Raw genomic sequence first — 24,428 nt, forward strand, 5'->3', positions numbered from 1 at the left:
TCGTTTCCCCCTACCTCTTTATTTTTTGAATTACATTATGTGTATCGATTATGCGTTCAAATACTTGATTGCCTTTTTGAATACATAACCGTATAAACATCGCATCTACAACGGCTAACTGAGCAATACGAGCGCTCATCGTTCCAATTCGGATATGCTGTTCTTCTACTGAAATAGTCAGCAGAATATCAGCTAATTTAGAAGCTGGCGATGACCCGTGCTGCGTTAGCAAAATAACGACTGCTCCTTTATCTTTGGCTATTTGCATCAGCTCCACTACTTCTTTTGTTTGACCGGAAGTCGATACTACAAACAGCACATCCTCTTTTGTCATGTTTGTAGCCATCACCATTTGAACATGACTATCTAATGAAAACAGCGCTGAAATATCAATTCGAAGCAGTTTATACTGCGCATCTAGCGCAACTACAGATGATCCCCCTGCTCCGTATAAAAACACTCGCTTCGCTCCATGAATAGCTTCCGCAGCTGCATCAATTGCAGAAGAACTCACTAATCGACTCGTATTCATAAGTGCACTCATACTTTTGCTCATGACTTTTTCAAGCACGGCTTCGGTCTCGTCTTCGAAATTAACCGGAAGATTGGGCAGCTGCTCGTTATTCACCTTATGGGCATCTTTTGCTAATTCAATCTTTAATTCTTTAAAACTATTGATTCCTACACGCTGACAAAAGCGGATAATCGTAGCCTCGCTGCACTGACACTGCTTAGCTAGCTGTTTGGTCGTTAAGTTCAACGTGGTCGTAGGATTTTCTAACACGTAATCAGCTACTCTTCCTTCAGCAGGACTGTAATGATTCATTTGTGCATCGATTAAAGTAAGTACGGAAAATTGGCGCATGAATTCCTCCATCGTTAAGTAACGTATTTCTAAAATATTCTTTAAATTACCATTATTATATTTTTTCTGAAGTTTAATTTCAATATTTTTCTGATATTTTTAAAACTTTATTTTATTTTTCAGAATATTTTATTAAAATCTATTGTGAATATAACGACCGCATGCTATATTATGAAAGAAATTTTATCTCAACCCAAAAAGAAGGAGGAACGAATATGCATATTAAAAAATGGATTGGAGGCGTCCTGTTTTTGCTGCTGTTTTGTTCGAGCGCATTACCTGCTAAAGCAGACGTACCTACCACGTATCAAAAGCGGGAGCTTCGAGCCGCTTGGATTGCAAGCGTATACAATATTGACTGGCCTTCTCAGCCTGGTCTTCCGGTTGAGCAGCAGAAAAAAGAGTTTGCCTATTTGCTAGATGAAGTCAAAAAAATGGGGATGAATGCTGTGGTCGTTCAAATTAAACCTACCGCTGATTCCTTTTATCCGTCGAAATATGGCCCGTGGTCAGAATATTTAACGGGTACACAAGGAAAAGATCCCGGCTACGATCCTCTAGCTTTTATGGTGGAGGAAGCACATAAGCGCAACTTAGAATTCCACGCATGGTTTAACCCTTACCGCATTACCATGAATCATACTGATTTAAACAAACTTGCCGATAATCATCCTGCCAAACAACATCCTGATTGGGTCGTCTCCTACGGAAAACAACTCTACTACAACCCAGGTATTCCAGAAGTGAAAAATTTTATTATTGAAGAAGTGCTCGAAGTCGTAAGAAACTATGATATTGATGCTGTTCATATGGACGATTATTTTTATCCTTATAAAATTGCAGGGCAAACGTTCCCAGACCAAAAAACATATGAAACCTACGGTGCTCAAACATTTTCGAATATTGAAGACTGGCGACGTGACAATGTTAATCAGCTTGTTCGAGATTTAAATACGTCTATTAAAAGAACAAAATCATACGTAAAATTTGGTATCAGTCCGTTCGGCGTATGGAGAAACATTGCTAATGATCCAACTGGCTCTAAGACTACTGCTGGACAAACAAACTACGATGATTTGTATGCCGATACGCGTACGTGGATTCAAAATGGATACATTGATTACATCACTCCGCAAATTTATTGGAATATCGGATTTGAACCCGCTGCCTACGATACGCTGCTCAACTGGTGGAGAGATGAAGTTCACGGAAAGCCAGTCCACCTTTATATTGGACAAGCTGCTTACAAAATTAATAACAACGCGGTAGAGGCATGGTCTGATCCCGATGAGTATCCAAGGCAAATTGCCCTGAATCACCAATTTCCAGAAGTACACGGGAGCATGCATTTTAGCCTGAAAGATTTGAACCGAAACCCACTAGGAATAAAAGACAAGCTGCAAAACGATATTTATAAACATCCTGCTCTTATTCCGTCAATGCCTTGGCTTGATGATACGGCCCCAAAAGCACCAAAATTAAAAAACGCGGGCCCTCATACAAAAGAAGCGGCGTTTGAAATTCGAGATCATCAGCAGAATGATTCCGCATATTATGCCATTTATCGCTTCCAGGGCAATAAACGAGGCGAAATCCACAACGCAGAAAACTTGCTGACGACCGTTCGGAAAACAGGAGAAACACAATTGTTTGCAGATCAAAGCGCACTCAAAAATCAAACATACACATATGTTGTAACCTCTGTTGACCGTTTGCATAACGAAAGTGCTGTTTCCCGCACGCTTACTGTAAAAGCATCTCATTAAAAAAGGTTCTATAGCAAAATGTATGGTAGGATAAAGAAATCAAATGATGCTTTATCAAGCCATTCTGTTATAGAAAGTAGTGAAAAAAAGATGGAACCAAACTATGACCGCGCCTTTGGCGTATATGGAATTTGTATGCGAGATAACAAGCTGCTTGTTATCAGAAAAAATAGAGGGCCGTATATTCATCGCTTTGATTTGCCAGGCGGACAGCTAGAACACGGTGAAACATTAACAGATGCGATGAAAAGAGAATTTAGTGAAGAAACGGGCTTTAAAATTACTATTATTTCTCAAGCGGGTACAACGGATTTTCAGTATCCCTGTAAGTGGAAAGAATTTACCCATGTACATCACATTGCCGTTTTTTATCACGTAGACATTGCCGGCGGTGAGCTTCTTTCCAACCCGGTCCAGTTTGAAGGACAAGATTCTTTGGAAGCATTGTGGGTCGCACCGCAAGATCTTAACATCAATAATGCTTCTCCTCTTGTTCTAAAAGCAGTGGAATCTTTAAGCTTATTATCATGGCCTTATGAATCTCAGATTTATGATGAATGGGAACTTAAAACCTCCGAACGATAATGATGATAGTGACTAAACATTACTGCTGAATATCGCAGGCTTAGCTTCTGTTTAGGTCAAAATCAGAAAATATGTTTAATTTCTTTCTAATGGTGGAACAGACAAGTAACACTACTTAATCACTAATAGAAAGGAAGATTAACATGAGTAAAGGTTTAGGAGATAAAGTTAAAGGAAACGTATCAAAAGCTAAAGGTGAAGTAAAAGATCAAGTTGGAAATGCAACGAATAACCGCGACCTTCAGCGTGAAGGAAAAGCTGAGAAAACAAAAGGAAATGCTCAAAAAGCAGTAGGCGAAACAAAAGATACATTTAGCAATAAATAAAAAAAGGACGAGCTTATGCTCGTTCTTTTTTTATTTAATAAGCTGATTTAAGCTTTTAATGATTACGTTTGGCTGCAATTCTTTATGTTCAGCTACATTTCCTTTTCGGTTGACCCAAGCCGTTGCGAACCCGTAGTTTTTAGCACCGGCAATATCCCATGTATTCGATGACAAAAATAATACTTCTTCTCTTTTTGCGTTCATTTTGTTTTTTGCATAGTGATAGCTTGCCATCGTAGGCTTGTACTGTTTGATTTCGTCTACGGAAATAACGTCTTCAAATAAATGATTCATGTTGTGATAAGAAACAAGCGGATCAATCATGTTCTTAGGACCATTCGTAAAAATAGCCAGACGATAGCCTTTTTCTTTTAAATAGGCGAGCACCTCTTTGACCTCATCGTAGACATTCAGCTTCATATAAGCACTCATCAGCATTTTTTCTTCGTGTTCCGTCAAATCAATATCATTTGCTTCTGCTGCATATTTCAGGGATTGATTTGTTAATGTATAAAAGTCAACGTATCTTCCCATCAGCTGATATTGCATTGCATATTCAATTTGCTTCAAACGCCATAAATGGCTAATACTTTCTCCTCGTTCCGGATACAGCTTATCACACGTTTCAATAACGGTATGTACATCAAACAGTGTTCCATATGCATCAAACAAAATTGTTTTAAATTTCATCTGCGTTCGCCTCCTTCTTTCATTTTACCCACTCGTAAAAAAACATAACGTTTTTTCTGTTAAAAAAGAGGCATATTACCAGCTGAGGTATACTCATTTCTTATGAAGATAAAAAAACAGCAGGCTCTCCTACTGTTTATAATCCCACACGACTTTCCATTCTCCTTTTTCACGAACAGCATACACTTTCTGCACCAAATCAAAGTTTCCATATTTCCCTTTATACGTTTGGATAACGGTCATTTCGTAAACAACAGGAAACGCTTTACGATCATTTTCCATCTTCCAGCTCTTTCTTTTTTCAACATCTTCAATGGAATACGTAAAGGTGTCTACCCCAAAATGATTGAGAAATACGTGTGCACGATCTTGTATGTATGCACCTTTTGTCCACTTCTTTTTCATGGATGAATGAAAAAGGTTCCATGATTCCGAAAAGTTCCCTTCCTGTTCTAGCGTATAAAATTCTTTTACGGCAGATTTGGCTTGATGACTCGGAGAAAAGAATGTAAATTGAAACATCCAAATTCCCAGCGCAATAACAGAAAGAAACACAGCTACTCCTAAACTTCGCTTCAAAAGCAGTGTTTTTTTTCGATACAAGTAAAAAGCCCCTTTATCAAAAATGCAGTATACAACAGCTTATTCGATATCGAGGCTTTTTAGTATTGCTGAACTAAACTTATGGGGCATATCCTCAAAAAAAAGAGATTGAGACATAACTACATACATGAAATCTACGTTCACTTAACCATAAAAGATCCGAACGTTTCATCGTTCGGATCTTCCTTCAACTAAAATACATTTGTCTCAGCCTTTTTCGTCGCTATACAATGTGAAAAGCCATTTGCATGGCTGCTAAAAAGCCTACGAACACAAGGCCGGTCACGAGACCCTCTTTCCAATCTGGGCGGTCCCCTCGAACAAATTTAGCAATATCATACGATAGCATTGCTGCTAAAAAAATCGATAAGACAATATACAGCGGCTCCATCTTTTATCACCCACTATTTCTTTTCTTCAGTGTAACAACTTTTTCATAAGTATGCATGTAAGAAAAACAGCTTAAAATTCTTGACGAATGTGTGAAATTTCTCTTTTTTATGCATAAACTACTTAAAAGCGCGAAAGGAAGATGCCGTTTGTCTGCTTTTAATCCTCAGCAATTTAGCGTTACATACCGGCAAGGAAGCACGCCCACTTTCCCTTTTATTGGGCGCCGCTATACGCTCACTCATTCTGAACAAACAGATGATTTATTTCTTTGGATCGATGAAAAGTTTGCTGTTGATCAATTAAATGAGCAGCGAAATGAGCTTTTTGCCGAATGGCTCCACAAAGACGGTGTTGATACGCTGTATGTATACGTATTTATTGGAAATGAACAGACGGAAAAGTCTGTGCAAGCCATTCGTTATGCTATTTTCAAACAAGAAATGCCTTACTTGCTAAAAGCATTGCGCTACGGTGATGCCACGTTTTTCAACGCTCACCCTGCTTTAGATCGTTCCCCCATTTACGTACATTTTCATTCCAGCGACAAAGAATTTCATTCCATTCGATATTTTCAAACGCCTTCTCACTATGCCTAAGCATATGAGAAGGGGCCTTTGCTCCGTTAATCTCCTGTTTTCCAAACTCCATTTCTTCTAGGGTCTCCCGCTCCTTCCATTTGTTTATCTTGAAAATTAATGGTTAATGCTTGGATACCTCCATAAAAGACGTTGCTTTCCTTTGTTTCTATTCGAAACGCAGAAGGAATATTTTTTGTATTTAAATCAGGCTCTACATAAATAGTCGAATCGTCAAAAATAAATCTCGGTTCATTTACAGCTTCTTGAAGCGGTTCATTCCCTTCAAGGTTTTTAGAAAGTACCTGAGTTAAAATTTGAGGAATCCGTGTTCCGCCCGGAGAACCTATTCCCATCGCCCACTCGCCTTTTTCTCTTATAATAGTTGGAGCCGTAAAAGTTCTTGCTCTTTTTCCTGGCTCACGATTATTCGGTTCTTTGCTTCCAAACGTATCAGCATTGTTATTAAGAAAAAAGCCGTCAACTTGTTCACCTGTACCAAAGAAGTTACTTAACGTATTGGTTGTTGATACAACGGTTCCTTCTGAATCAATAACTACAAAATGTGTTGTACTTTCGTGTTCTTCATCGCCTTCACCTGAAGAACGTGTCGGGTGATTGACCAGGTTTGTTATATAATCATCACTAACTAACTCACTTGAGTTTTGATGATGAAAGTCAGGATCTCCGATTTGTTTTAATCGGTCTGAGTAAGCTGTCTTTTTTAATTCTGTTCATCGTTTCGTAATAGTCTTTGTCAGGCATTGTTTCAAGATTTTCTGTCTCTGCCATTTTTAACATTTGAATAAGTGTAATTCCAGAAAAAGGCGGAGGCGCTGAAATCACTTCTGTTCCATTGTAAGTAGACACGACAGGCTTAGTTTCTGTTACTTGATAGGAAGATAGGTCTTTTTTAGAAATAGGCGTTGCATCAGCAAGATCTTGTGCCACATCTCCTTTATAAAATGCAGATGCACCTTCTCGCTGAATCTTAATTAACGTTTTAGCCAACACTGGCTGCGTCAGCTTTTCTCCTTCTTCAATTGCTTCTCCCTTCGGATAAAATGCGGATAGATCATCCACATCCATCCTTCCTCGAGAATAATACAATCGAGAAGATAAAAGAGAGTCTACTTCAAACCCTTTTTCAGCGTATTCAACAGCCGGCTGAATTAAATCACTCATTGATTTTGTGCCATACTTCTGCTGAATATATTCCATACCAGCGACAAATCCCGGCACGCCGTTTTTACCGCTCATAGAAGTTGGAGCGGTTTCCCGGTAATCGATAAAGGTAGCAGGCTGATCTTTTTTGGCGATCAGCATACCTCCGCCTCCGCCAATTCCAGATCCAAAAGGTTCGACTACGTTCAGGGCATACGAAATAGCAATAGCCGCATCTACTGCATTCCCGCCTTCTTTTAATACGTCCATCCCTACATTTGCTGCCAGAGAATTAGACGAACTCACACCATAAGAATGATCATTATTTTTTTTAAGCAGCTTTTTAGGACTAAGATCTGTACTCGATTGACTCATAAAAAAAGCGGCTATAACGCAAATTAATAATAAAAAAGCAATAATATTAAACAACAGTAATTTCTTATTCACATCTTACCCTCCATTTTTACTTATCTGTATATTTTGTGAAGCGCTTTCATTTTTATCCATACATTAAATTGCACACAAAAAAGACATCGTCCCAGACGATGCCTTTTTTGTTACTGCATAAGATTTATTTTCCAGCGGCTGCCGCAGCATCATTTACTGCATCTGTAGCAGCTGATTTTGTTTGTTCAATCATTTTTACGTTATTTTCAATTTTTTGCTGTTCATCTGTTGAAAGAGTAGCCGGATGCTTCAAAGCTCCAAGTCCTGCTACTACTCCTGCTACAATAGCAATTGGTCCTACAATCCCTACGATACGTTTTGCGATCATTTTCTATTCCTCCAATTAAGTTAGTCTGTACTTTTTTCCCATAAACCGTGGCGGCGCGGATCAGCGTCACCTTGAATCTTATTTTTCTTTAAGTCTTTCACAAGAGCTTGAACGCCTCCGTAAAACATCGCGTTATCATTGTTTTTTAAGTCATAGCCGTACGTTTTTAAACCATCCTTCGTTGACTGTTTAAGCTTGGCTTCTGAATAAAACTTATGAGAATCAAAAATGACACGCTTGTTTTCTACTGCGTTTTTAATGGAGTCTTTGTTTTCGAAATAATCCCCAATTACTTGCGTTAACACTTGAGGAATGCGATTTCCTCCCGGTGTGCCAATGGACATTACCCATTCATCACCTTCACGAATAATGGTAGGGGCTGTAAATGTTCTTGGACGCTTGCCAGGTTGACGCTTATTAATTCCTTCCCCAAACGTATTGAGCGTATTATTTAAAAAGAACCCATCTACATATTCACCGCTGCCGAAGAAATTACTCAGCGTATTCGTTGTTGATACAACGGTTCCTTCACCGTCCATCACAACAAAATGAGTGGTACTTTCATGTTCTTCGACGTCGCTTACTTTGGTGTGATCTGTTTCAGTATTATTTAATTTATTACGAAGTAAATGCACGTAATGATCGTCGATCCAATCATTTGGCGTTTCTTTTATAAAAGCCGGATCGGCAATTTTTTTCAAGCGGTCTTGATAAGCTACTTTTGAAATTTGACCAAGAAAATGATAATAAAGACTAGGATGCGATTCCTTCAGCTTCCAAATATCTTCTTGATCCGTCATTTTTAACATTTGAATGAGCGTAGCACCAGCAAAAGGAGGAGGTGCTGAAATAATTTGATGACCTTTATAATTAGTTGATAGAGGTTTGCGCTCAACAGGCGCATACTTTCGCAAGTCTTTGTGACTTACTTTCGTTTCTTCTGTAATATCGTCTGCAATTTTCCCTCTATAAAAAGCATTTGGCCCTTCTTCCTTAATCTTTTGCAACGTGTTCGCTAATTCATGCTGTTTGACAATTTCACCTGTGTTAATGGCGTCCTTATCTGGATAAAAGCTAGGAATTTCATCTTCATTCACATTTCCTTTGTATGAAACCAGCCTATCGTGCAAATCTTTGTCCACTTTGTACCCATTTTCGGCATAGTTAATGGCCGGGTCGATTAGTTTGCTCATCGACAGAGATCCGTAGTGATGCTGAATATAATCCATACCAGCGACGAACCCTGGTACGCCAATCTCATCTTCTTTATCATTCTTAGGTGCAATTTCTCGGTAGTCAATAAATGTTGGAGAGGCATCTGCTGGATCAATCAGCATTCCTCCGCCTCCCCCAAGTCCTGATCCGTACGGTTCCACAACACCAAGCGTGTAGGAAATGGCAATAGCTGCATCAACTGCTGTACCGCCTTGTTTAAGAATTTCCATACCTACTTTTGTGGCGCGAGGATCTGAAGTACTTACTGCATATTCTTGTTTTGGAAACATAAATTGATAAACACATACACCTACTATGAGTGAAAAGATGACAATGGAAACAATAATCGTATTACGTTTATTTATCATCTTTTACCTCCTCTGTGTATGACGGGCTATTAGTTAGCTTGTGCTTCTTTCTTTTTGCGTTCCTCTGCATGTTTTATAATGCGAGAATGATCTAAGTTTAATTCAAACTTGTTTCGTTCTTTTTCTAACAGTTCAGGGTTTGAAGAAAACTTGTTTAAATCGTTATAAATACGCTTCATGCGCCAAGGGTTATCTGTTGGGGTTGGTGTACCTGCTTTAATAACCATTGGAATAACATCAATTTTAGCTTGGCCCTGCTTGTTTAAATGATACTGAACCATCGCTGTATTTTTCGTACTTGACCACCCTTGGTCAAAAATAAAGTTTCCTAAGCTATAGAAAATAACCGAACCTTTATATACGTCATATGACTGTAGAACGTGCGGATGGTGACCGATGATAATGTCCGCACCAGCGTCTACCATCGCTTTTGCTAGTCCTTCTTGACGAGGACTTGGCTGTGCATCGTATTCCTCACCCCAGTGGGCATTTACTACAACTAAATCAGCATTTGCTTTCGCTTGCTGAATCGTGCTGAAAATAAGATCCGGGTCTGCTTTTAAAATACCTGGGTTGTTTTTTCCAGCCGACATTCCGTCTGAATATACATCCGTAAAGCCTACGGTTGCAATGCGGATGCCGTCAGCATCTTTATACGAAATATGCTTTGCTTCTTCAGAGTTACGGCCAGCACCAACAAAATCTAATTTGTTTGCTTCAAAAGTAGAGATCGTATCTTCTAACCCTTTTGCACTGTAGTCCATTGAATGGTTGTTCGCTAAGTTTAATACGTCGAAACCTGCATTTTTAACGGTCGCTAGATCAGCAGGCTTACTATATAAATGAATACCTTTTTCCATTGCTTTATATGAATCTACGTCGTTTGTTAAAATCGGCGTTTCGTAGTTCCCGCTTACGTAATCCGAATTTTTAAAGAACGGCTCCACGTTGCGGAATACAAAATCTTCTCCGTAGCGTTCAGTTACTTCTCTTACATGGCGACCCATCATAATGTCTCCGACCATAGTCATCGTTAAATCATTATTGGCCTCTGGATTAGCCGTCTCAGGGTTCTCAAGAGCATCCGAACGCTCCATCCATCCTGAAAGAGCTAAAATTACGATTAAAATTGGCGTTAAGATAAGAGCTTGCTTGCCTGTTGTAGGCTTTGTTTTCTTTATAAACATCAATACTTTTTCTTGAAAGTTTAATTTTTTCTCTTTCAACGCTTTCACCTTCCTTTACCAGCTGCGGTTTGTTTGTGTATTAAAATAAATAATAAACTTGCATAATTCCAAATGTTACACCACTTAATAAAACCGTTGTTCCAACTGTTAAAGGAAGACCTTGCTTTTGCATTGTATTTGCAATTAAGCCCGGTACAATGATACCAATTCCGCGTAATTCAAACACTTCAAACGGCAAGATCGGGAAGAAATAATCAAATGCAACTTTAATCACAATACCCGTAATTAACATCGCTGTAAATTTGCGACGTCCATATAAAATAACTACTTTTGAGATTCCGTACACGACGATAACGTACGTTAAAATACTAATTAAGAAAATCATTAAAATGGTAATTGGCTGATCAAATACAAGAGCTAAATACCCTGGTACGATAAGACCGGCTGGCAATACGCCCGTTTTTTCTGTAAAAATTAAGCTTAGTGTAACCCCTAACACAAGGGCAATATATAAATCTGATCCGAACATGAAATGGCCTCCTAGATTAAACTGCTTTTCTCATCTTTTTCATTTCAATAATAGCTTCAACAAGCGGCTCGGCTGAACCGTGGATATTTCCTACACCGTATACAATACGATCTTTTAAATAAGGCTTCATGCGCTCTAAAATTTCTTCTGTAGAAGCGCCTTCCATATCCCAGAATTCTTTTGTTGGCAATTCGCCTCTTTGGTGTGCAGCAGCGATTGGTGAGGTCGTCTGACCAATTGCAATCATTACGTCCGCTTCAATGTATGGCATTACATCTTCAGCAAATTGCTCCGTGCGATCTACACGGTCCGGACGGCAGTTCATAATGACAATAGGAAGCTTTTCACTATAGTTCATTGAATCTACACGTTCCCAAATACGAAGCGTGGAAGAAGCGTCGTTGGCAGCAAATCCATTTACTAAAAATGCTGGATTTTTTTCATCGCCAAACGTTGTAATTCTCATAGCTCCTGGATCAGGCTGAGCATTTAACATTCCTCTCATCGCTGTTTCAGCATCGATACCAAGTGCTTCTGCTACTGCTAAACCGATGGAAGCATTATCAGGGAAAACCATATAATCAAATTCGCGTAAATACGCTTCAGATACTTTATCATTGTCAGCTACAATCACCTTTGTGTTGCGCTCTGCAGCTATTTTTTTATAGTATTCCAAATATGGACCTTCAATTGTAACAAGGTGGCCATCATAAGGAATAGTAGCAGTGAACGCTTGAGCAACTTCATCTAGAGTTGGACCCATTACATCCATGTGATCTTCTAGTACGTTTACAATAACGCCTACCTTGGCTTGAATCAGCTGATTTTGGAATGTGATTTGATAATCAGGCTGTACCGCCATACATTCACAAATAAGAGCTTCCGCGCCAATATCGGCAACTTCATTTACCACTCGTCGCTGTTCTCCAATGTTCGGACCTTCTTTACGACGAATAATTGGTTCTTCTTCACTTGTATGCCAGTAGATCATACGCGCTTGTGTTCCTGTCGTTTTCCCTACTGTTTTGTAACCTGCTTCTTTTACAATACCTGTAATCAATCGTGTAACAGTGGATTTTCCGCGAATACCATTAACATTCACTCGTACAGGAATTGAATGCAGCTTGCGTAAATGTCTGCGATACTCCCAAACGCCATACCCTACTAAAAATAGGCAGCATAGGATAATTAAGATCATGTTTCATTCTTCTCCTTCCAAACTTCTCCTGTTGGATACGTTATGAACGCTTTTGATTCATAATGATAGATATACGATTTCATAGTTTCACTCCCTTTATATATGTATGGGAGCTAATCAATTAACAGCGCTAGCATGCTGCTAAAACACCTGCTTTGAAAAATGGACTCGAGTACCAATTTCAACAGCTCTAAAACTATCATCTGCGCTCATTAGTGGTCAATAGCTCAAATGTTATATATTCTTACAATTCCGATTGTCTATTTACAGAATTAAAAACTCATCGTTTTATTTAAAATTCACAGAATAGGTCTAAAGTTTATTTACCTAGAAAAATCCCATCGATACCTTTTTTTACCATAACAACAGGAATATTTTATACACCACTCTTACAATTAACACACGGAAATATTACGTAATTAAAAATTTCTTAACTTTAGAAAACGTTTTGTAATATAAAGGTAGAATAAAAAATATTTTATCCCATTAATTCCTTTTTATGGATATACCAATTGTATTTGTCTAACAACCGTACTTGTAAGGATGATAGATAGATATAAAAGTAAGAAAAATACATTTACTTACCATTTTATGCTTACATTTAACTTACTTAAATAGAAAGGACATTAAATATTTTTTTCTAATTATATAAGTATTTAGCCTCCATATGCGTCTAGTTCTTTTGTTGTTGTTTTATAGATTTCCTTTATTTAATATTCAATTCAGTAAATCTAAATCGCTTGACTATGGCCTCTTTTCCTATTTTTATTTCAATATTTTCTGAATCTTTCTACCGATAAAGGCAGCTTTCGTCCGATAAGATTGCCTATAAAAATGCATGATTTCTCACTTTTTTGGCATATGATGTTATCATAAAAAGAAGAAGTATCATCAAAAGGAGGAAAACAATGGTTGATACAATCCTTTATTTTCTATTTTCGTTTTGCTATATTGTCCTGTTTTTCTTTAGCATATATGTAGTAAGAAAAAACACTTCGCCGTTTTACATGCTTTTTCTTCCTTTAGTAATAGCTGGACTAATTTACGATAATATAATGATTGGGATTGGTTCATTTATCGGTGAAGGCGATACTTTACGTTCACTCAGCATGCTTCGCTTTTGGTTTCACGCTTTATTTACTCCTACTTTGGTGCTCTTTGCGTATGGCGTAGCGAAATACTCGACGATTACATGGGCTAAAAAACCTGTTGCCGGCATTCTTTTTTTGCTGACTACGTTTGCCTTAATTAGCTATGAAATAATCGAGACGATTACTCAGCGTATGGAAGTTATACGTGAATATGGCATTGTTCGCTATACATTAGTGGGATCATCCGGTCCCCCTCTTATGGTTCTCATTGTGGCGATTATTTTGCTTTTTGTTGGAATTTCCTTATTTCGCAAGACCAGGTGGAGCAGCATGATGATTGGAGTAGCCGTGATGATTGTAGGAAGTGCCGTGTCAATTCCTATACCAAGCACAGCCGTAACAAATACGTTTGAGCTTATTTTTATCTTCTCTTTATTTTTAACTCAGCGTCATTTAGTGAAAATACATTAAAAAGAAGCGATTTCCTTGCTTCTTTTTTTTATATTTGATATCTTTTACCTAACGACCGTTAGTTAGATTGAGGAGGAGCTTTTTTTGAGTGAATTATCAACTGTAGAAAAAATTAGAGCTGCAGCAATGGAGCTCTTTGGAAAGAAAGGCTATACAGAAACATCGCTTGCTGATATTTCATCAAAAGTAGGCATAAAAAAACCTTCCCTGTACGCTCATTTTAAGAACAAAGACGACTTATTTTTACTAACCGTGCATGATTTAATGAATTTATTTTTAACAAAGTTATCTGTTATATACGAACAGCATAAAACAAAGTCTGCTAAAGAACAGCTTTACTGCTTTGTTGTAGATTTCTGCACGATGATTGAAAAAGATTCTTTTGGCCAGATGTACCGTCGTCTTATTTTGTTTCCGCCTGAACATTTGCAGTCGGAAGTAAAAGCTATTTTCTTAAGAAGCGAACGATTGTCTGATCAAATCCTGCATGCTATTTTTACACAGGGAATGGCTGAAGGCGAAATAATTGAACGTCCCATTGATTTGTATATCAATAGCTTTTATTGTTTAACCGACGGACTGTTCATTCAGCGCTTTTATTATGAACCAGAGTATTATGACCAAAAAATCCACGATGCTTGGACAATATTTTGGGAAGGCATACGTGCTAAATAGGTCCTGTAAAAAGGGCTTATTATTATGCAAGGAGGAATTAAAATGGCATGGATTTATCTTATTATCGCTGGTTTACTCGAGATTGTATGGGCAATCGGCTTAAAATATTCACACGGATTTACTGAATTAACTCCAACAATCATTACGATCGTCACAATTGTCATCAGCTTTTATTTCTTTTCAAATGCCTTAAAACAAATTGCTGTCGGAACAGCTTATGCAGTGTTCACTGGTATAGGAGCTGCTGGCACAGCGATACTAGGAATGACCGTTTTAGACGAAGGTGCAAATATTGGAAAGATTTTATTTTTAGGATTAATGATCTTTGGAATCATCGGTTTAAAGTTAATTTCTACTGAAGGAACAGAAAGAGAGGAATCTTAACATGGCTTGGATTGCATTAATAGCTGCCGGTTTTTGCGAAGTGGGATTTGTAATTTTCTTGAAACTTTCAGATGGATTTAAGCGATTGTTTCCTTCGATTGGATTTATCCTTTTCGGTGCAGGAAGTTTTTATTTTCTCTCCTTAGCGTTAAAGGAAATACCTCTTGGAACAGCTTACGGTATATGGACGGGAGTAGGAGCTGCCGGAAGCGTACTTCTTGGCATGCTTTTCTTTCGCGAAGCAAAAGATATGCGTCGAATTCTATTTATTTTTTGTATTGTAGCAGGTGTAATCGGCCTTAAAATCACCGGATAAGGGTGTACTACTTCCCCTCTTTTCGTGCTATACTAAACTTGTAAACACTTTCAAAAAATAGGAGACGATGACAATGAACCTTGGGTTTGGAGAAATTGCCTTAATTGTATTTGTCGCTCTATTGCTTTTTGGTCCAAAGAAACTGCCGGAATTAGGCAAAGCTGCTGGAAAAACGTTAAAAGAGTTTAAAAACGCTACAAAAGGAATTATGGAAGAAGACGAAAAAGAAAAAGCCCCTCCTAAATAAGAGGCTTATATCTCTTTTAAAAGCTGACTCAAACGTTTGAGTCAGCTTCTTTGTGGTGAGAATATACTGAAATTTGATTTCGACCCGTACGCTTTGCTTCATATAAAGCCTGATCTGCTTGATGAACAATTGAAATGGGCTGTATGTTTTCGGATGGAACGACTGTCATTATCCCAACGCTGATTGTGACACACTTAAACACTTCAGAAGCCTGGTGGACAATTCCACGCTCCTCCACTTGCTGTCTAATAGCTTCTGCCATTTTATCGCTTCATATTGATTAGCTCGAGGAAGCAATATACCAAACTCTTCTCCTCCGTATCTTGCGACAAAAGCCGATTCGTCAAAGACAATGCTTTTAGCGATCTTCGCTACTTCTTTTAAGCATTCGTCTCCTTGAATATGGCCATAGGTATCGTTATACGCTTTAAAATAATCAATATCAAATAAAAGAAAAGAAAGAGGCTCTTTTTCTTTCCGTGCGTATTTCCACTCCATTTCCAGCTGTTTATCAAGAGATCGGCGGTTGTTCAGACCTGTTAGGCCATCTTTCATGGACAGCATTTCAAGCTTTTTATTGGCTTTGCGAAGATCACACTCAGCCTTCTTTTTCTCCGTAATATCTCGATATTCCCAATAGTGGCCAATATACACATGACCTTCATAGATTGGAATGTAGTCACGCGCATAAATTTTACCGTTGATAAAGGTGATTTCTTCATCTACTATTGACTCTTTTGAATAGACGGTGCTTTCTACCGTTTTTAAAAACCTAGCAGGATCTTTCAACATAGGAGCGTGAGGTAAAAACAGCTGATTACTTTCCAGTCCAACGTATTGTTTAGGAAAACCGGGTATATCAAACATGTCACAAAAAGTTTGATTAATAACGGCTACTTCGCGCTCTGGCGTTTCAATCATGGTGCCTGTCTTTGCATTTTGAACCATAACCGAAAACATTTTAGACAGGTTTTTATGCTGATTTGTCGTTACTCGAGATACATATATATACCTACCTACCAGATATACTAAACACCCACCTATACAAGAAGCAGGCAGTAAATAGATGATAATTGTAGCAGCGTGCTTGATATCTTTAAAAAGAAAGGATAATGAGAAAAATACGCAAAGCCAGCTCATAAAATTCATTAATTAAAAACGAATAAATGGACGATAAGGTAAGCGAACCGTCCACCCAGACAGCAAAGCCATTACGATAATTGTAGCAGCACCTATTATTCCGCTTGCCGTAATTCCAAACAAAAGCAAACGCATTATCCCTATAATACAAGCTGCAATGATAGCCGGTACCATTCCTGCATAAAGACAAACAATTGTCACCGCTAAAAAGCGAAGGTCCAGAATCATAGTAGAATCTATTTGAATTGTATATATCATTAAAATGCTGCCTAATAGTCCGTAAGAAATTAAGCAATACATTTTATACCGTTTTATTCCTTCTACTCTATAAATGATTTGCTCTCGAACTATACTTGCAGCAAACATGAAAGAAATAATTAATGTGATATTAAAGAGAAGTTGACTCAATCTATTCTTCTTCACCTCTTTCCAAAAGCTAAAACAAAAAACAATAGGCTTCTTAGCTTACATATTATTTACGGCCGCTTTTTTATAAGTAGTATTGTTTGATTTATCGAACAGCACTATTTTTTCCTTCATTAAGTAAAACTCTTCTATACTCTGTTTGCTGCCGACAATCCTCACTATATAAAGAGCGATTACCTTCCTTTTATACAAGAAATTCTACTTGTTAGTATACTGCTAAACTCTATTTGTACACATCACCTTTTACCTTTTTTAAAATATTTATCCATTTTCTATTTTTTGTACTTTCCCCTGAAAGGTAAGTAGTCGAACTGCAACAAAAATAAAAAAAGAGCGTCGATACAACGAGCGCTCTTTTTTATTTATGGCGTAAAAATTCCCAAAGCCCTGGCGTTTTGGAAAAATCAAACGTTTTAACAGCGGAAAGAATTTTAATCTTTAAATCCTGCTTTACGTCTTCTCTCTCATGCAGCGAAAAACTTTGGACAGCTTTATTTAGTTTTGGTTCCAGCTTTTTTAGTAAACGCCTTGACGCCTCTTCATCTCCAGCTTTCACTTTATTTACAAGCTCATATAGAGTTTCCATTTCTTCACTTCTTTCTTAAGTCAGTTGTTAATTCTTCCACTTTTTCTTCAAGTCGCTTTATATTGTTTTCTACACGCAGTAATAAATAAAAAGAAAGGACAGCGGGAAACCCTACGTTTCCAACAAGTTGAAGCCACTGAGGATCAAACATATCTATCACTCACCTTCATTAATTTTTTTTAACTTGCCTAGCGCACGTTGGTAATGGTTAGAAACCGCTTGCTGAGAAATAGAAAAATAAGCAGCGATTTCTTTATGAGTCCAGCGTTCAACAATAATCAAGTGCAGCATACACTGCTGCTTGGCCGTTAATTGGCGAAATGCATGATGAAGAATACGATTTTCAAGTTGATTTCCTAAAAATTCATGCTCCCATACAGCTCCGTCCTGTACTCCTAGCATATCTTCAACTGTTCGATTTCCATCTAGCGCAGCAGGCTGCTGCAGGCGAAGAGGAATATACGAACGCTCTTTTTCTTTTACACGCATAACATCTCTGGAATAATGGCTGCAAAGCTTGTTAATATAATGAAGCAATCTAACTTCGCTATAAAACTGATGAAATTCTTTGTTTAGAAGTCTTTGTTCTTTTGTATCATTTTTAACGACCGCTTTTTGTAATCGCTCGTAGCGTTCTGGTGTCAAAAATGTATTCATTATATGAGTCTGAAGAGTTGCGCTGTGGTTTGTAAGAAATGTATGAAAGATGCATTCTTTGTCGTGCCGCTTTTCTTGCTGCGAATAGAGCTGAGTCATTGTGCAAATCTCCTCCTTTTTTTCTTATACTTATTAAAAAGGGAGAAAAGAGTAAAATAACAACACCAAAAACGAACGTTTGTTCTTATATAAATTTAACTATATTAGGTTTTTTATGTCAATGTGATGAAATACTCATTAATAATTAAAACGACTCAGTAAAAATAAAAAAAGAGATTGAGACATAACGAAATGGATCCAATCTAAAGACGAACAAATAGGATACATGAGCTGGACTGCTTATTACACCGCAGTTGATTTCCGTGCAAGGCTTCGCTTTCCGCGGGCGGCCGCTGAGCCTCCTCGTCGCTGGCGCTCCTGCGGGGTCTCGCCTATTCCGCTTTTCCCGCAGGAGTCTTCGCCTTGCCCTCCAATCAACTGCTAGAAGGAACGAAACAGATGCAATCTACGTTCTGCATAACAAAAAAACGAACCACCAATCAAACATGTTGATCAGTGGTTCGTTTTTCACTTCGGCTAAAATATTTTATCTAGGGCCTTTTTATTTCTTCATGTATAGATTATTCTTCTCCTAAAACGCGGTTGATACGTTTGCGAAGCATCGGCATTCCATTTCCACCCGCTTGAAAATGACGAAGCTGACCTTCTTTATCAAATACATAATATGCTGGTACATATTTATTTTCAAAAGCGTCTGTTAACTTATGCTCACTGTCTACGTAAATTGGCTGAGTAATATCGTGTCCCATTGCCATTGCCTCAATAACACCCATATCTAAATCATCTTCCGAACGAGGCATATGAACCGCTACAACATTCAATTGATCATCATACTCATCACGAAGATCATTAACTTCAGGCATTGCTTCTTTACATAAATGGCAGCTTACTGACCAAAAGTGAATAAGCGTTGCTTTATCACCTACTAAATCTTCCTTTGTTACTTCGTCGTTAATCCAAGATGTTGCTCCAGTTAATTCAGGCATTTGTTCACGTAATTTCATGTTAAAATCCTCCTCTACATTAATTAAACTGAATATTCTGTATTTTATAGTTAGAAAACTATCTTTTCTATTTTAATGGCAGCAGTAGAGGAATTTCGCCTCTACTCCACCGCTATTTATTAAAGTGTTTTTTGACCTGGTTTCCAGTTAGCTGGGCAAAGTCCGCCAGTTTGAAGAGCTTGAAGTACACGTAATGTTTCTTCTACGCTGCGGCCGATGTTGTTATGATTTACAACTGCGTATTGTAATTCACCTTCTGGATTAATAATAAATAATCCGCGAAGCGCTACGCCTTCTTCTTCAATTAACACGCCGTAATCACGTGCTACTGCATGAGTTGGATCTGCAGCTAATGGATAATTCAAATCTCCAAGTCCATTATCTTTACGATCTGTGTTAATCCAAGCTAAGTGAGTATGAATTGTATCTGTAGAAACACCTACCACTTCAGCATCTAGATCTTCAAACTCTTCGTAGTGATCTGATAGCGCTGTAATTTCTGTCGGACATACGAATGTAAAATCCATTGGATAGAAGAACAATACTGTCCATTTACCGTTTTTCATATTTTCTTCTAAACTTACTTTTCCAAATTCCTTATTTGCAAGTACAGCTTCCATTTCGAAGCGTGGTGCTTGTTTTCCTACCATACGTTCTGCCATGTCAAAATCTCTCCTTGTACGATGTATTTCACAAGCTTATGCTTGTATGTATTATTTTTAATGCAATCAATGACACCTTCTATTTGATAACGATTATTAGTATTATTACAAACTAGTAATGACTATTGATTACATTCTTTATTATACACGAGCTATTATTATAGTCAATACTTTTTTATAATCATTTTAATCTAGGATTAATTATCGAATGTTTTCCACTCTTTTTTATTCTTTTCCTTGATTAATCCTATGTATGCAGGGATGAATAAAGATAGAAGATACTAAAAAACTTCCCTTATTTCAACATATTTGCTTTTAAAGTATGCTGCAGCAAGATGTCGAATCTCAATTATGCTCTTTATAATCACAATAAAAGAGAATGAGACGTAACCATAAAAAAATCCGAACAAGCTTGATTCTCCATCAAGAATCAAGCTCGTTCGGATCTTCCTTCAACTAAACTATTTTTGTCTCAGCCTCTTTTATTTATTTCTTATCATTTGGATATACAAGACCGATTTGCTCTCGCACTTTATCCATCACGTGCATTGTTAGATATGAATTTTCATAAGAATTTGTGTCCGATTCCATCTTTCCTTGCTTTAACAGCTCTACGAATTCATTTATTTCATAGTACATAGCAGGATAAGGCTGATCGACCGTTAACTCTTCTACCTGTCCGTCATTGTATCGAATTTCTACCTTTTCAGCGGTATGTATTTTGTCAATAATCATACTGCCTTTTTCTCCTTGAATTTCACTTGGTAAATGCGAATTTGTAATTTTAGAATACATGATGACCGCGTCGCGATCTTCGTACTCTAAAGCAACTGATCCTTCTCCATCTACTCCAGATTCTAGCATAAATGCCGTTGCCTTTATTTTATGAGGCGCTCCAAACAACGTAATCAGAGGATACAGACAATATACACCTAAATCCATCAGTGAACCGTTGGCAAGCTCTGGCTTAAAGGCATTAAGCACGATACCTTCTTTGTATTTATCGTAACGAGAAGAATACTGACAGTAAGATGCCACGTATTTCCGAATTGGACCAATTTTATGTAAGTTCTCTTGAATCACGTTGAAGTTAGGAAGAAGTGTTGATTTCATCGCTTCCATTAGTAATACATTGTGATTCTTGGCTGCTTGAATCATGCGAGTTACTTCTGCTGCATTGGCTGCGAGCGGTTTTTCACACAGTACATGCTTGTTATTTTTCAAAAATAAGATAGCCTGTTCCGCATGATAAGCATTTGGAGTAGCAATATACACTGCATCAATTTCAGCACTCGCTGCCATTTCCTCTAAATCAGTAAATATATGAGGAATATCATATTTACCTGCAAATTCTTCTGCTTTTTCAATGGTTCGAGAATAAACGGCTGCAAGCTGAAAGTCGTCTACATACTGAGCTGATTCTAACAGTCGATCTGTTATCCAGTTTGTTCCTATTACGCCAAAACGAATCATCTTTTCATCTCCTTTTTATCATCTATGTTGTATTGTATCGTTTTTAAAAAGAAAAACGAAGAAATAATAAAAAATCTATACCATTTTCCATTGCTTTATATCTATTTTGTTCTATATAAAAAAAAACAGCTCACAACAAATAGTAAGCTGTTTTTTTATTATGACTCAAACGTAAGCTTATGCTTTCTCACCCACTACAGCAAAACGTTCGTTTACATAGTTTTTATTCTCTAACTCATCTATTAAAGCAATCGCATAATCAGCATAGCTAATATAGCTTTCATTTTGACTATTTGTGATCACGTGATCTTTTCCTAATTGATAGGCTCCAGTGCGAGCACCTTCTGGGTCAAAAAAAGCGGCTGGGCTTAAATAAGTCCAATCTATAGTTGATTTTTCTAGTTCTTTTAAACCTTTGCCCATATTTGAAGCCGTTGGATAATAAGCTGCTGGAAAACCTTCTGTGCTCATTAAAGGCGTTGTTTTTTCTGCATCTACAAATAAACTTCCTGCTCCGCCCACTACTGCGAGTCGCGTTTGAACACCTTGAAATGCTTTAATAAGTGATTGTATAGACTCAACGTGCATCTGTTCACTTCCGGGAGGTGCATTAAATGCGTCTACCACAGCATCGAACTGTTCAATGTCTTTTGAAGTAATGACAAAAATATCTTTTTCAATTACGTTTGTTTGATTTTTTAGTTTAGAAGCATTTCGAACAATGGCTGTTACTTCATGTCCTCTCTGTTTTGCTTCTTCCATAATTAATTGACCTGCTTTTCCTGTTGCTCCAATAACGCCAATTTTCATTTTTATTCTCTCCTTTTATTTTAGTTGTAACCACAATAGTTACACATAGCACAAAAAAATTGAGCTTTTATAGCACTGCTATTTCTTTTCGGCTCGTTGTAACCATTATAGTTACACACTATTCAATTTGTCAACCTCACTATTCATTTTTTTACGAGATAAAAGATTTTAGGGATCGCTAAAAAATCCACAAAACAATAGCTTATTTACTATTTCAAAATATATCCATATTTTCAACTTATTTTTATCTCAGAGTACTTTTTTATGAAAAAAGGTTTCTTTTTTATAAAAAAGTGTTATACTAGGTATATTATTTCTTGTTCGGTGTTAACAAATAGAAAGACTTTCTTTAAAGTGATTCTTATTGAAATTGAGCAGAGATAGTAATATATTCGTGGATTTTCCACACAGGAGGTACTACAATGGTACAAGGTAAAGTAAAATGGTTTAATGCAGAAAAAGGTTTTGGATTCATCGAAGTAGAAGGACAAGACGACGTATTCGTACACTTCTCAGCTATCCAAGGCGAAGGTTTCAAATCACTTGAAGAAGGTCAAGAAGTTACATTTGAAATCGAAGATGGAGCTCGTGGACCACAAGCTGCTAACGTTCAAAAGTAATTGATTAAGAAGCTGTCACTTTAGTGACAGCTTCTTTTTATGTCTATTTAACCAATTAAAATTTGATTTTCCTGCCAAAGATTAGTCAAGTTCGTATCAGCAAGCCGCTGATGCGTCTCTTTTACGCTAAGCCAGCGATGCTTGTTGAAAACAAAGCGAGTTTCAGGAAGTTCAGTCCATATTTCCTGTACAGACTGCACATTTAATAGAACAAAGTTTGCTTCGTTTCCTTCTTCCACTCCATACTTTTCTTTTCCAATCAGCCGGGCTGGTATACTTGTAATCATTCGGAGCAACTGCCGCTGATCATCCGGACTTCCCATATGTGCAGCATAGGCAGTTAGTAACCCTACTTGCAGCAAGTCTGCTTTTCCAAACGGATGAAAGGGGTCGTTCACGTTATCAGATGCAGTAGCAATCGGAATCGCTGCTTTTTGTATGTCGCGAATACGCGTTACGCCTCGTCTTACAATTCCTTTATCTTCTCTTCCCTGTAAATATAAATTAGAAGCAGGTAATGTGACAACTCCAATTTTAGCCTGTTTCAAAAGGTTTAAGATTTCTTTCACTTTTGCATCCTTCATTCCTGCAAGCGAACAAAGATGCCCCACTACCACTTTTCCTTCCATATTCAATTCAATTGTTCTATGAGCAATATTAATTATTGTATCAACAGACGGATCATCGCTTTCATCCACATGTAAGTCAAGAGGTTTATTATAGGCTTGAGCGAGCGAAAACAGAGCATCAATCTCTTTTTCTGGATTTCTAGCTAAATGAGGACAGCCTCCAATCGCATCAATTTCAAGATCGAATGCTCGTTCAATTTTATTCATCTTATGCATATCATCAATGTCTAGGTTAGAGAATAGCGGAACAACCTGCACGTCCATATACGGGTTTAATTCATCTCTCACTTCGACAGCCGCTTGTAAACTTCGAAATAAACTATCTTCTTCCATGCTGCAGTCAAAATCAATATGCGTTCGAATCGTAGTCGTACCGTTAGCTAATGCCTGCAAAGCAGTTTTTAACATTCGCTGCTTAATTTCTTCTTCTGGAAATGCAGGCAGGCTGCTGCTGTAGTTTTTGATGGCTTCTTGAAGAGTTCCAGATAGATTGGGCACTTGAGGAAGCGAATGAGCTTTGTCTAAATGCATATGCATATCTACAAATCCTGGTAATAGCACACGACCCTGTGCATCAAGTGAGCTTTCTTTTCCTAACACGGCCGCGTGCAGCGGAAAAAACTCGTCACCTTCAAGATAACCGTTTTGTAAAACGATAGAAGTATACATTCCATTTGAAATTTTCACTTCAAAAAGAGCGTGATCGTGCATAATTGGCAAACGAACATTAATTAAGTGAAGCAACATAATTCCCTCCTCAATTTTTCAACTTCTTCATTTTTCATAGACCGCTTTATCTTCTCTATCATTTATTGTTTAAAGCATTAATTCGCCAAATTTCGCAAATCACCTTCTCTTTAGAGACCTTTATTTACAGAGAAAAAAGCAAGAACAAAAAAAGAGCAGCGTCCCCACGCTGCTCATCAAAGAAAAAATGC

The 24,428-nt window shown here is 37.6% G+C and carries 29 protein-coding genes and 2 pseudogenes; 10 read left to right on the top strand and 21 right to left on the bottom strand.

Translation table 11 applies throughout. The features are described 5' to 3' along the window. Positions 1-10 precede the first annotated feature (10 nt). Positions 11-865, bottom strand: a complete 855-nt coding sequence (locus N178_RS15065) for a MurR/RpiR family transcriptional regulator (protein WP_045293199.1) — start codon at positions 863-865, stop codon at positions 11-13. A 215-nt stretch (positions 866-1,080) separates the two neighbouring features. On the opposite strand from N178_RS15065, the gene N178_RS15070 reads away from it, so the two are divergent. From N178_RS15070 to N178_RS15080, 3 genes are all read left to right on the top strand, one after another. Further along, positions 1,081-2,631 carry a glycoside hydrolase family 10-like protein gene (locus tag N178_RS15070; RefSeq protein ID WP_045293201.1) on the top strand — a complete coding sequence of 517 codons (1,551 nt, stop codon included), beginning with the start codon at positions 1,081-1,083 and terminating at the stop codon, positions 2,629-2,631. A 90-nt stretch (positions 2,632-2,721) separates the two neighbouring features. Then, positions 2,722-3,216, top strand: a complete 495-nt coding sequence (locus N178_RS15075) for an NUDIX hydrolase (protein WP_045293202.1) — start codon at positions 2,722-2,724, stop codon at positions 3,214-3,216. A 143-nt stretch (positions 3,217-3,359) separates the two neighbouring features. After that, the gene (locus N178_RS15080) at positions 3,360-3,542 is read left to right on the top strand and encodes a CsbD family protein (protein ID WP_013082019.1); all 183 of its coding nucleotides are present in this window, start codon (positions 3,360-3,362) and stop codon (positions 3,540-3,542) included. A gap of 30 nt (positions 3,543-3,572) precedes the next feature. Here N178_RS15080 and N178_RS15085 read toward each other — a convergent pair whose 3' ends face one another. The 3 genes from N178_RS15085 to N178_RS27065 form a co-directional block, all read right to left on the bottom strand. Continuing rightward, positions 3,573-4,232 (bottom strand): haloacid dehalogenase type II, encoded by a 660-nt coding sequence (locus tag N178_RS15085; protein ID WP_045293204.1) that lies wholly within the window; start codon positions 4,230-4,232, stop codon positions 3,573-3,575. 129 nt (positions 4,233-4,361) lie between these two features. Beyond that, the gene (locus tag N178_RS15090; protein WP_013055714.1) at positions 4,362-4,835 is read right to left on the bottom strand and encodes a hypothetical protein; all 474 of its coding nucleotides are present in this window, start codon (positions 4,833-4,835) and stop codon (positions 4,362-4,364) included. Positions 4,836-5,058: 223 nt separating this feature from the next. Then, a complete protein-coding gene (locus N178_RS27065; RefSeq protein WP_013055713.1) occupies positions 5,059-5,226 on the bottom strand; it encodes a hypothetical protein in 168 nt (55 codons plus the stop codon). 148 nt (positions 5,227-5,374) lie between these two features. On the opposite strand from N178_RS27065, the gene N178_RS15095 reads away from it, so the two are divergent. Beyond that, entirely contained in the window at positions 5,375-5,824 is a 450-nt protein-coding gene (locus N178_RS15095; RefSeq protein ID WP_045293206.1) for a staygreen family protein, read from the top strand. 26 nt (positions 5,825-5,850) lie between these two features. Here N178_RS15095 and N178_RS28035 read toward each other — a convergent pair. From N178_RS28035 to pgsB, 6 genes and pseudogenes are all read right to left on the bottom strand, one after another. Continuing rightward, positions 5,851-7,414, bottom strand: a pseudogene (locus N178_RS28035) (gamma-glutamyltransferase family protein). Between the two features lie 124 nt (positions 7,415-7,538). Then, a complete protein-coding gene (locus N178_RS15105) occupies positions 7,539-7,742 on the bottom strand; it encodes a CapE family protein (RefSeq protein WP_013082014.1) in 204 nt (67 codons plus the stop codon). 20 nt (positions 7,743-7,762) lie between these two features. Beyond that, positions 7,763-9,325, bottom strand: coding sequence for a gamma-glutamyltransferase family protein (locus tag N178_RS15110; RefSeq protein WP_045293208.1), 1,563 nt, complete (start codon positions 9,323-9,325; stop codon positions 7,763-7,765). A gap of 29 nt (positions 9,326-9,354) precedes the next feature. Then, positions 9,355-10,551: a CapA family protein gene (locus N178_RS15115; RefSeq protein WP_045293209.1), complete on the bottom strand. Its 1,197-nt coding sequence runs from the start codon at positions 10,549-10,551 to the stop codon at positions 9,355-9,357. 40 nt (positions 10,552-10,591) lie between these two features. After that, positions 10,592-11,041, bottom strand: coding sequence for a poly-gamma-glutamate biosynthesis protein PgsC (gene pgsC / locus N178_RS15120; protein ID WP_013055707.1), 450 nt, complete (start codon positions 11,039-11,041; stop codon positions 10,592-10,594). A 16-nt stretch (positions 11,042-11,057) separates the two neighbouring features. Further along, positions 11,058-12,239 carry a poly-gamma-glutamate synthase PgsB gene (pgsB, locus tag N178_RS15125; RefSeq protein ID WP_014461310.1) on the bottom strand — a complete coding sequence of 394 codons (1,182 nt, stop codon included), beginning with the start codon at positions 12,237-12,239 and terminating at the stop codon, positions 11,058-11,060. 908 nt (positions 12,240-13,147) lie between these two features. Between pgsB and N178_RS15130 the strand changes: the two genes are divergently transcribed. The 5 genes from N178_RS15130 to N178_RS15150 all read left to right on the top strand — a co-directional run bounded on the left by N178_RS15130 (position 13,148) and on the right by N178_RS15150 (position 15,423). Next, positions 13,148-13,801, top strand: coding sequence for a hypothetical protein (locus N178_RS15130; RefSeq protein WP_045293210.1), 654 nt, complete (start codon positions 13,148-13,150; stop codon positions 13,799-13,801). A gap of 84 nt (positions 13,802-13,885) precedes the next feature. Continuing rightward, positions 13,886-14,476, top strand: a complete 591-nt coding sequence (locus N178_RS15135; protein ID WP_045293212.1) for a TetR/AcrR family transcriptional regulator — start codon at positions 13,886-13,888, stop codon at positions 14,474-14,476. A 42-nt stretch (positions 14,477-14,518) separates the two neighbouring features. Continuing rightward, on the top strand, positions 14,519-14,860 hold the full coding sequence (gene sugE, locus N178_RS15140; RefSeq protein ID WP_045293214.1) for a quaternary ammonium compound efflux SMR transporter SugE: 342 nt from the start codon (positions 14,519-14,521) through the stop codon (positions 14,858-14,860). A 1-nt stretch (position 14,861) separates the two neighbouring features. Then, the gene (locus N178_RS15145) at positions 14,862-15,176 is read left to right on the top strand and encodes a DMT family transporter (RefSeq protein ID WP_013055702.1); all 315 of its coding nucleotides are present in this window, start codon (positions 14,862-14,864) and stop codon (positions 15,174-15,176) included. A gap of 73 nt (positions 15,177-15,249) precedes the next feature. Beyond that, on the top strand, positions 15,250-15,423 hold the full coding sequence (locus N178_RS15150) for a twin-arginine translocase TatA/TatE family subunit (protein WP_013055701.1): 174 nt from the start codon (positions 15,250-15,252) through the stop codon (positions 15,421-15,423). A gap of 28 nt (positions 15,424-15,451) precedes the next feature. Here the strand turns inward: N178_RS15150 and N178_RS15155 are convergent. The 10 genes and pseudogenes from N178_RS15155 to N178_RS15190 all read right to left on the bottom strand — a co-directional run bounded on the left by N178_RS15155 (position 15,452) and on the right by N178_RS15190 (position 22,241). Beyond that, a pseudogene (locus N178_RS15155) lies at positions 15,452-16,572 on the bottom strand (sensor domain-containing diguanylate cyclase). Between the two features lie 3 nt (positions 16,573-16,575). Continuing rightward, positions 16,576-16,971 (bottom strand): LytS/YhcK type 5TM receptor domain-containing protein, encoded by a 396-nt coding sequence (locus N178_RS15160; protein ID WP_045293215.1) that lies wholly within the window; start codon positions 16,969-16,971, stop codon positions 16,576-16,578. A 376-nt stretch (positions 16,972-17,347) separates the two neighbouring features. Beyond that, entirely contained in the window at positions 17,348-17,575 is a 228-nt protein-coding gene (locus N178_RS15165) for a helix-turn-helix domain-containing protein (protein ID WP_013055697.1), read from the bottom strand. A gap of 4 nt (positions 17,576-17,579) precedes the next feature. Next, complete coding sequence (locus N178_RS26035; RefSeq protein ID WP_013055696.1) at positions 17,580-17,726, bottom strand: YvrJ family protein; 147 nt, start codon at positions 17,724-17,726, stop codon at positions 17,580-17,582. A 5-nt stretch (positions 17,727-17,731) separates the two neighbouring features. Then, positions 17,732-18,331, bottom strand: a complete 600-nt coding sequence (locus N178_RS15170) for a sigma-70 family RNA polymerase sigma factor (protein WP_237758481.1) — start codon at positions 18,329-18,331, stop codon at positions 17,732-17,734. A 243-nt stretch (positions 18,332-18,574) separates the two neighbouring features. Then, on the bottom strand, positions 18,575-18,709 hold the full coding sequence (locus tag N178_RS27835; RefSeq protein WP_269201666.1) for a hypothetical protein: 135 nt from the start codon (positions 18,707-18,709) through the stop codon (positions 18,575-18,577). 143 nt (positions 18,710-18,852) lie between these two features. Next, positions 18,853-19,296, bottom strand: coding sequence for a TlpA family protein disulfide reductase (locus N178_RS15175; RefSeq protein ID WP_013055693.1), 444 nt, complete (start codon positions 19,294-19,296; stop codon positions 18,853-18,855). A 119-nt stretch (positions 19,297-19,415) separates the two neighbouring features. Then, a complete protein-coding gene (locus N178_RS15180; RefSeq protein ID WP_014461319.1) occupies positions 19,416-19,958 on the bottom strand; it encodes a peroxiredoxin in 543 nt (180 codons plus the stop codon). 486 nt (positions 19,959-20,444) lie between these two features. Further along, complete coding sequence (locus tag N178_RS15185) at positions 20,445-21,431, bottom strand: Gfo/Idh/MocA family protein (RefSeq protein ID WP_045293217.1); 987 nt, start codon at positions 21,429-21,431, stop codon at positions 20,445-20,447. A gap of 177 nt (positions 21,432-21,608) precedes the next feature. Beyond that, the gene (locus N178_RS15190) at positions 21,609-22,241 is read right to left on the bottom strand and encodes an NAD(P)-dependent oxidoreductase (RefSeq protein ID WP_045293219.1); all 633 of its coding nucleotides are present in this window, start codon (positions 22,239-22,241) and stop codon (positions 21,609-21,611) included. A gap of 422 nt (positions 22,242-22,663) precedes the next feature. On the opposite strand from N178_RS15190, the gene N178_RS15195 reads away from it, so the two are divergent. Then, the gene (locus N178_RS15195; RefSeq protein ID WP_013055689.1) at positions 22,664-22,861 is read left to right on the top strand and encodes a cold-shock protein; all 198 of its coding nucleotides are present in this window, start codon (positions 22,664-22,666) and stop codon (positions 22,859-22,861) included. Positions 22,862-22,908: 47 nt separating this feature from the next. Here the strand turns inward: N178_RS15195 and N178_RS15200 are convergent, their stop codons facing one another. Beyond that, positions 22,909-24,237, bottom strand: coding sequence for an amidohydrolase family protein (locus N178_RS15200; protein WP_045293221.1), 1,329 nt, complete (start codon positions 24,235-24,237; stop codon positions 22,909-22,911). Positions 24,238-24,428: the final 191 nt, after the last annotated feature.

The organism is Priestia aryabhattai B8W22 (assembly GCF_000956595.1).
Lineage (GTDB): Bacteria > Bacillota > Bacilli > Bacillales > Bacillaceae_H > Priestia > Priestia aryabhattai.

What these genes read in the sequence shown, in the direction of transcription:
- N178_RS15065 (WP_045293199.1), bottom strand. Translation starts at nt 865, where the DNA reads ATGCGCCAATTTTCCGTACTTACTTTAATCGATGCACAAATGAATCAT.
- N178_RS15070 (WP_045293201.1), top strand. Translation starts at nt 1,081, where the DNA reads ATGCATATTAAAAAATGGATTGGAGGCGTCCTGTTTTTGCTGCTGTTT.
- N178_RS15075 (WP_045293202.1), top strand. Translation starts at nt 2,722, where the DNA reads ATGGAACCAAACTATGACCGCGCCTTTGGCGTATATGGAATTTGTATG.
- N178_RS15080 (WP_013082019.1), top strand. Translation starts at nt 3,360, where the DNA reads ATGAGTAAAGGTTTAGGAGATAAAGTTAAAGGAAACGTATCAAAAGCT.
- N178_RS15085 (WP_045293204.1), bottom strand. Translation starts at nt 4,232, where the DNA reads ATGAAATTTAAAACAATTTTGTTTGATGCATATGGAACACTGTTTGAT.
- N178_RS27065 (WP_013055713.1), bottom strand. Translation starts at nt 5,226, where the DNA reads ATGGAGCCGCTGTATATTGTCTTATCGATTTTTTTAGCAGCAATGCTA.
- N178_RS15105 (WP_013082014.1), bottom strand. Translation starts at nt 7,742, where the DNA reads ATGATCGCAAAACGTATCGTAGGGATTGTAGGACCAATTGCTATTGTA.
- N178_RS15110 (WP_045293208.1), bottom strand. Translation starts at nt 9,325, where the DNA reads ATGATAAATAAACGTAATACGATTATTGTTTCCATTGTCATCTTTTCA.
- pgsC (WP_013055707.1), bottom strand. Translation starts at nt 11,041, where the DNA reads ATGTTCGGATCAGATTTATATATTGCCCTTGTGTTAGGGGTTACACTA.
- pgsB (WP_014461310.1), bottom strand. Translation starts at nt 12,239, where the DNA reads ATGATCTTAATTATCCTATGCTGCCTATTTTTAGTAGGGTATGGCGTT.
- N178_RS15130 (WP_045293210.1), top strand. Translation starts at nt 13,148, where the DNA reads ATGGTTGATACAATCCTTTATTTTCTATTTTCGTTTTGCTATATTGTC.
- sugE (WP_045293214.1), top strand. Translation starts at nt 14,519, where the DNA reads ATGGCATGGATTTATCTTATTATCGCTGGTTTACTCGAGATTGTATGG.
- N178_RS15145 (WP_013055702.1), top strand. Translation starts at nt 14,862, where the DNA reads ATGGCTTGGATTGCATTAATAGCTGCCGGTTTTTGCGAAGTGGGATTT.
- N178_RS15150 (WP_013055701.1), top strand. Translation starts at nt 15,250, where the DNA reads ATGAACCTTGGGTTTGGAGAAATTGCCTTAATTGTATTTGTCGCTCTA.
- N178_RS15165 (WP_013055697.1), bottom strand. Translation starts at nt 17,575, where the DNA reads ATGGAAACTCTATATGAGCTTGTAAATAAAGTGAAAGCTGGAGATGAA.
- N178_RS26035 (WP_013055696.1), bottom strand. Translation starts at nt 17,726, where the DNA reads ATGTTTGATCCTCAGTGGCTTCAACTTGTTGGAAACGTAGGGTTTCCC.
- N178_RS15170 (WP_237758481.1), bottom strand. Translation starts at nt 18,331, where the DNA reads ATGACTCAGCTCTATTCGCAGCAAGAAAAGCGGCACGACAAAGAATGC.
- N178_RS15175 (WP_013055693.1), bottom strand. Translation starts at nt 19,296, where the DNA reads ATGAAATTACGTGAACAAATGCCTGAATTAACTGGAGCAACATCTTGG.
- N178_RS15180 (WP_014461319.1), bottom strand. Translation starts at nt 19,958, where the DNA reads ATGGCAGAACGTATGGTAGGAAAACAAGCACCACGCTTCGAAATGGAA.
- N178_RS15185 (WP_045293217.1), bottom strand. Translation starts at nt 21,431, where the DNA reads ATGATTCGTTTTGGCGTAATAGGAACAAACTGGATAACAGATCGACTG.
- N178_RS15190 (WP_045293219.1), bottom strand. Translation starts at nt 22,241, where the DNA reads ATGAAAATTGGCGTTATTGGAGCAACAGGAAAAGCAGGTCAATTAATT.
- N178_RS15195 (WP_013055689.1), top strand. Translation starts at nt 22,664, where the DNA reads ATGGTACAAGGTAAAGTAAAATGGTTTAATGCAGAAAAAGGTTTTGGA.
- N178_RS15200 (WP_045293221.1), bottom strand. Translation starts at nt 24,237, where the DNA reads ATGTTGCTTCACTTAATTAATGTTCGTTTGCCAATTATGCACGATCAC.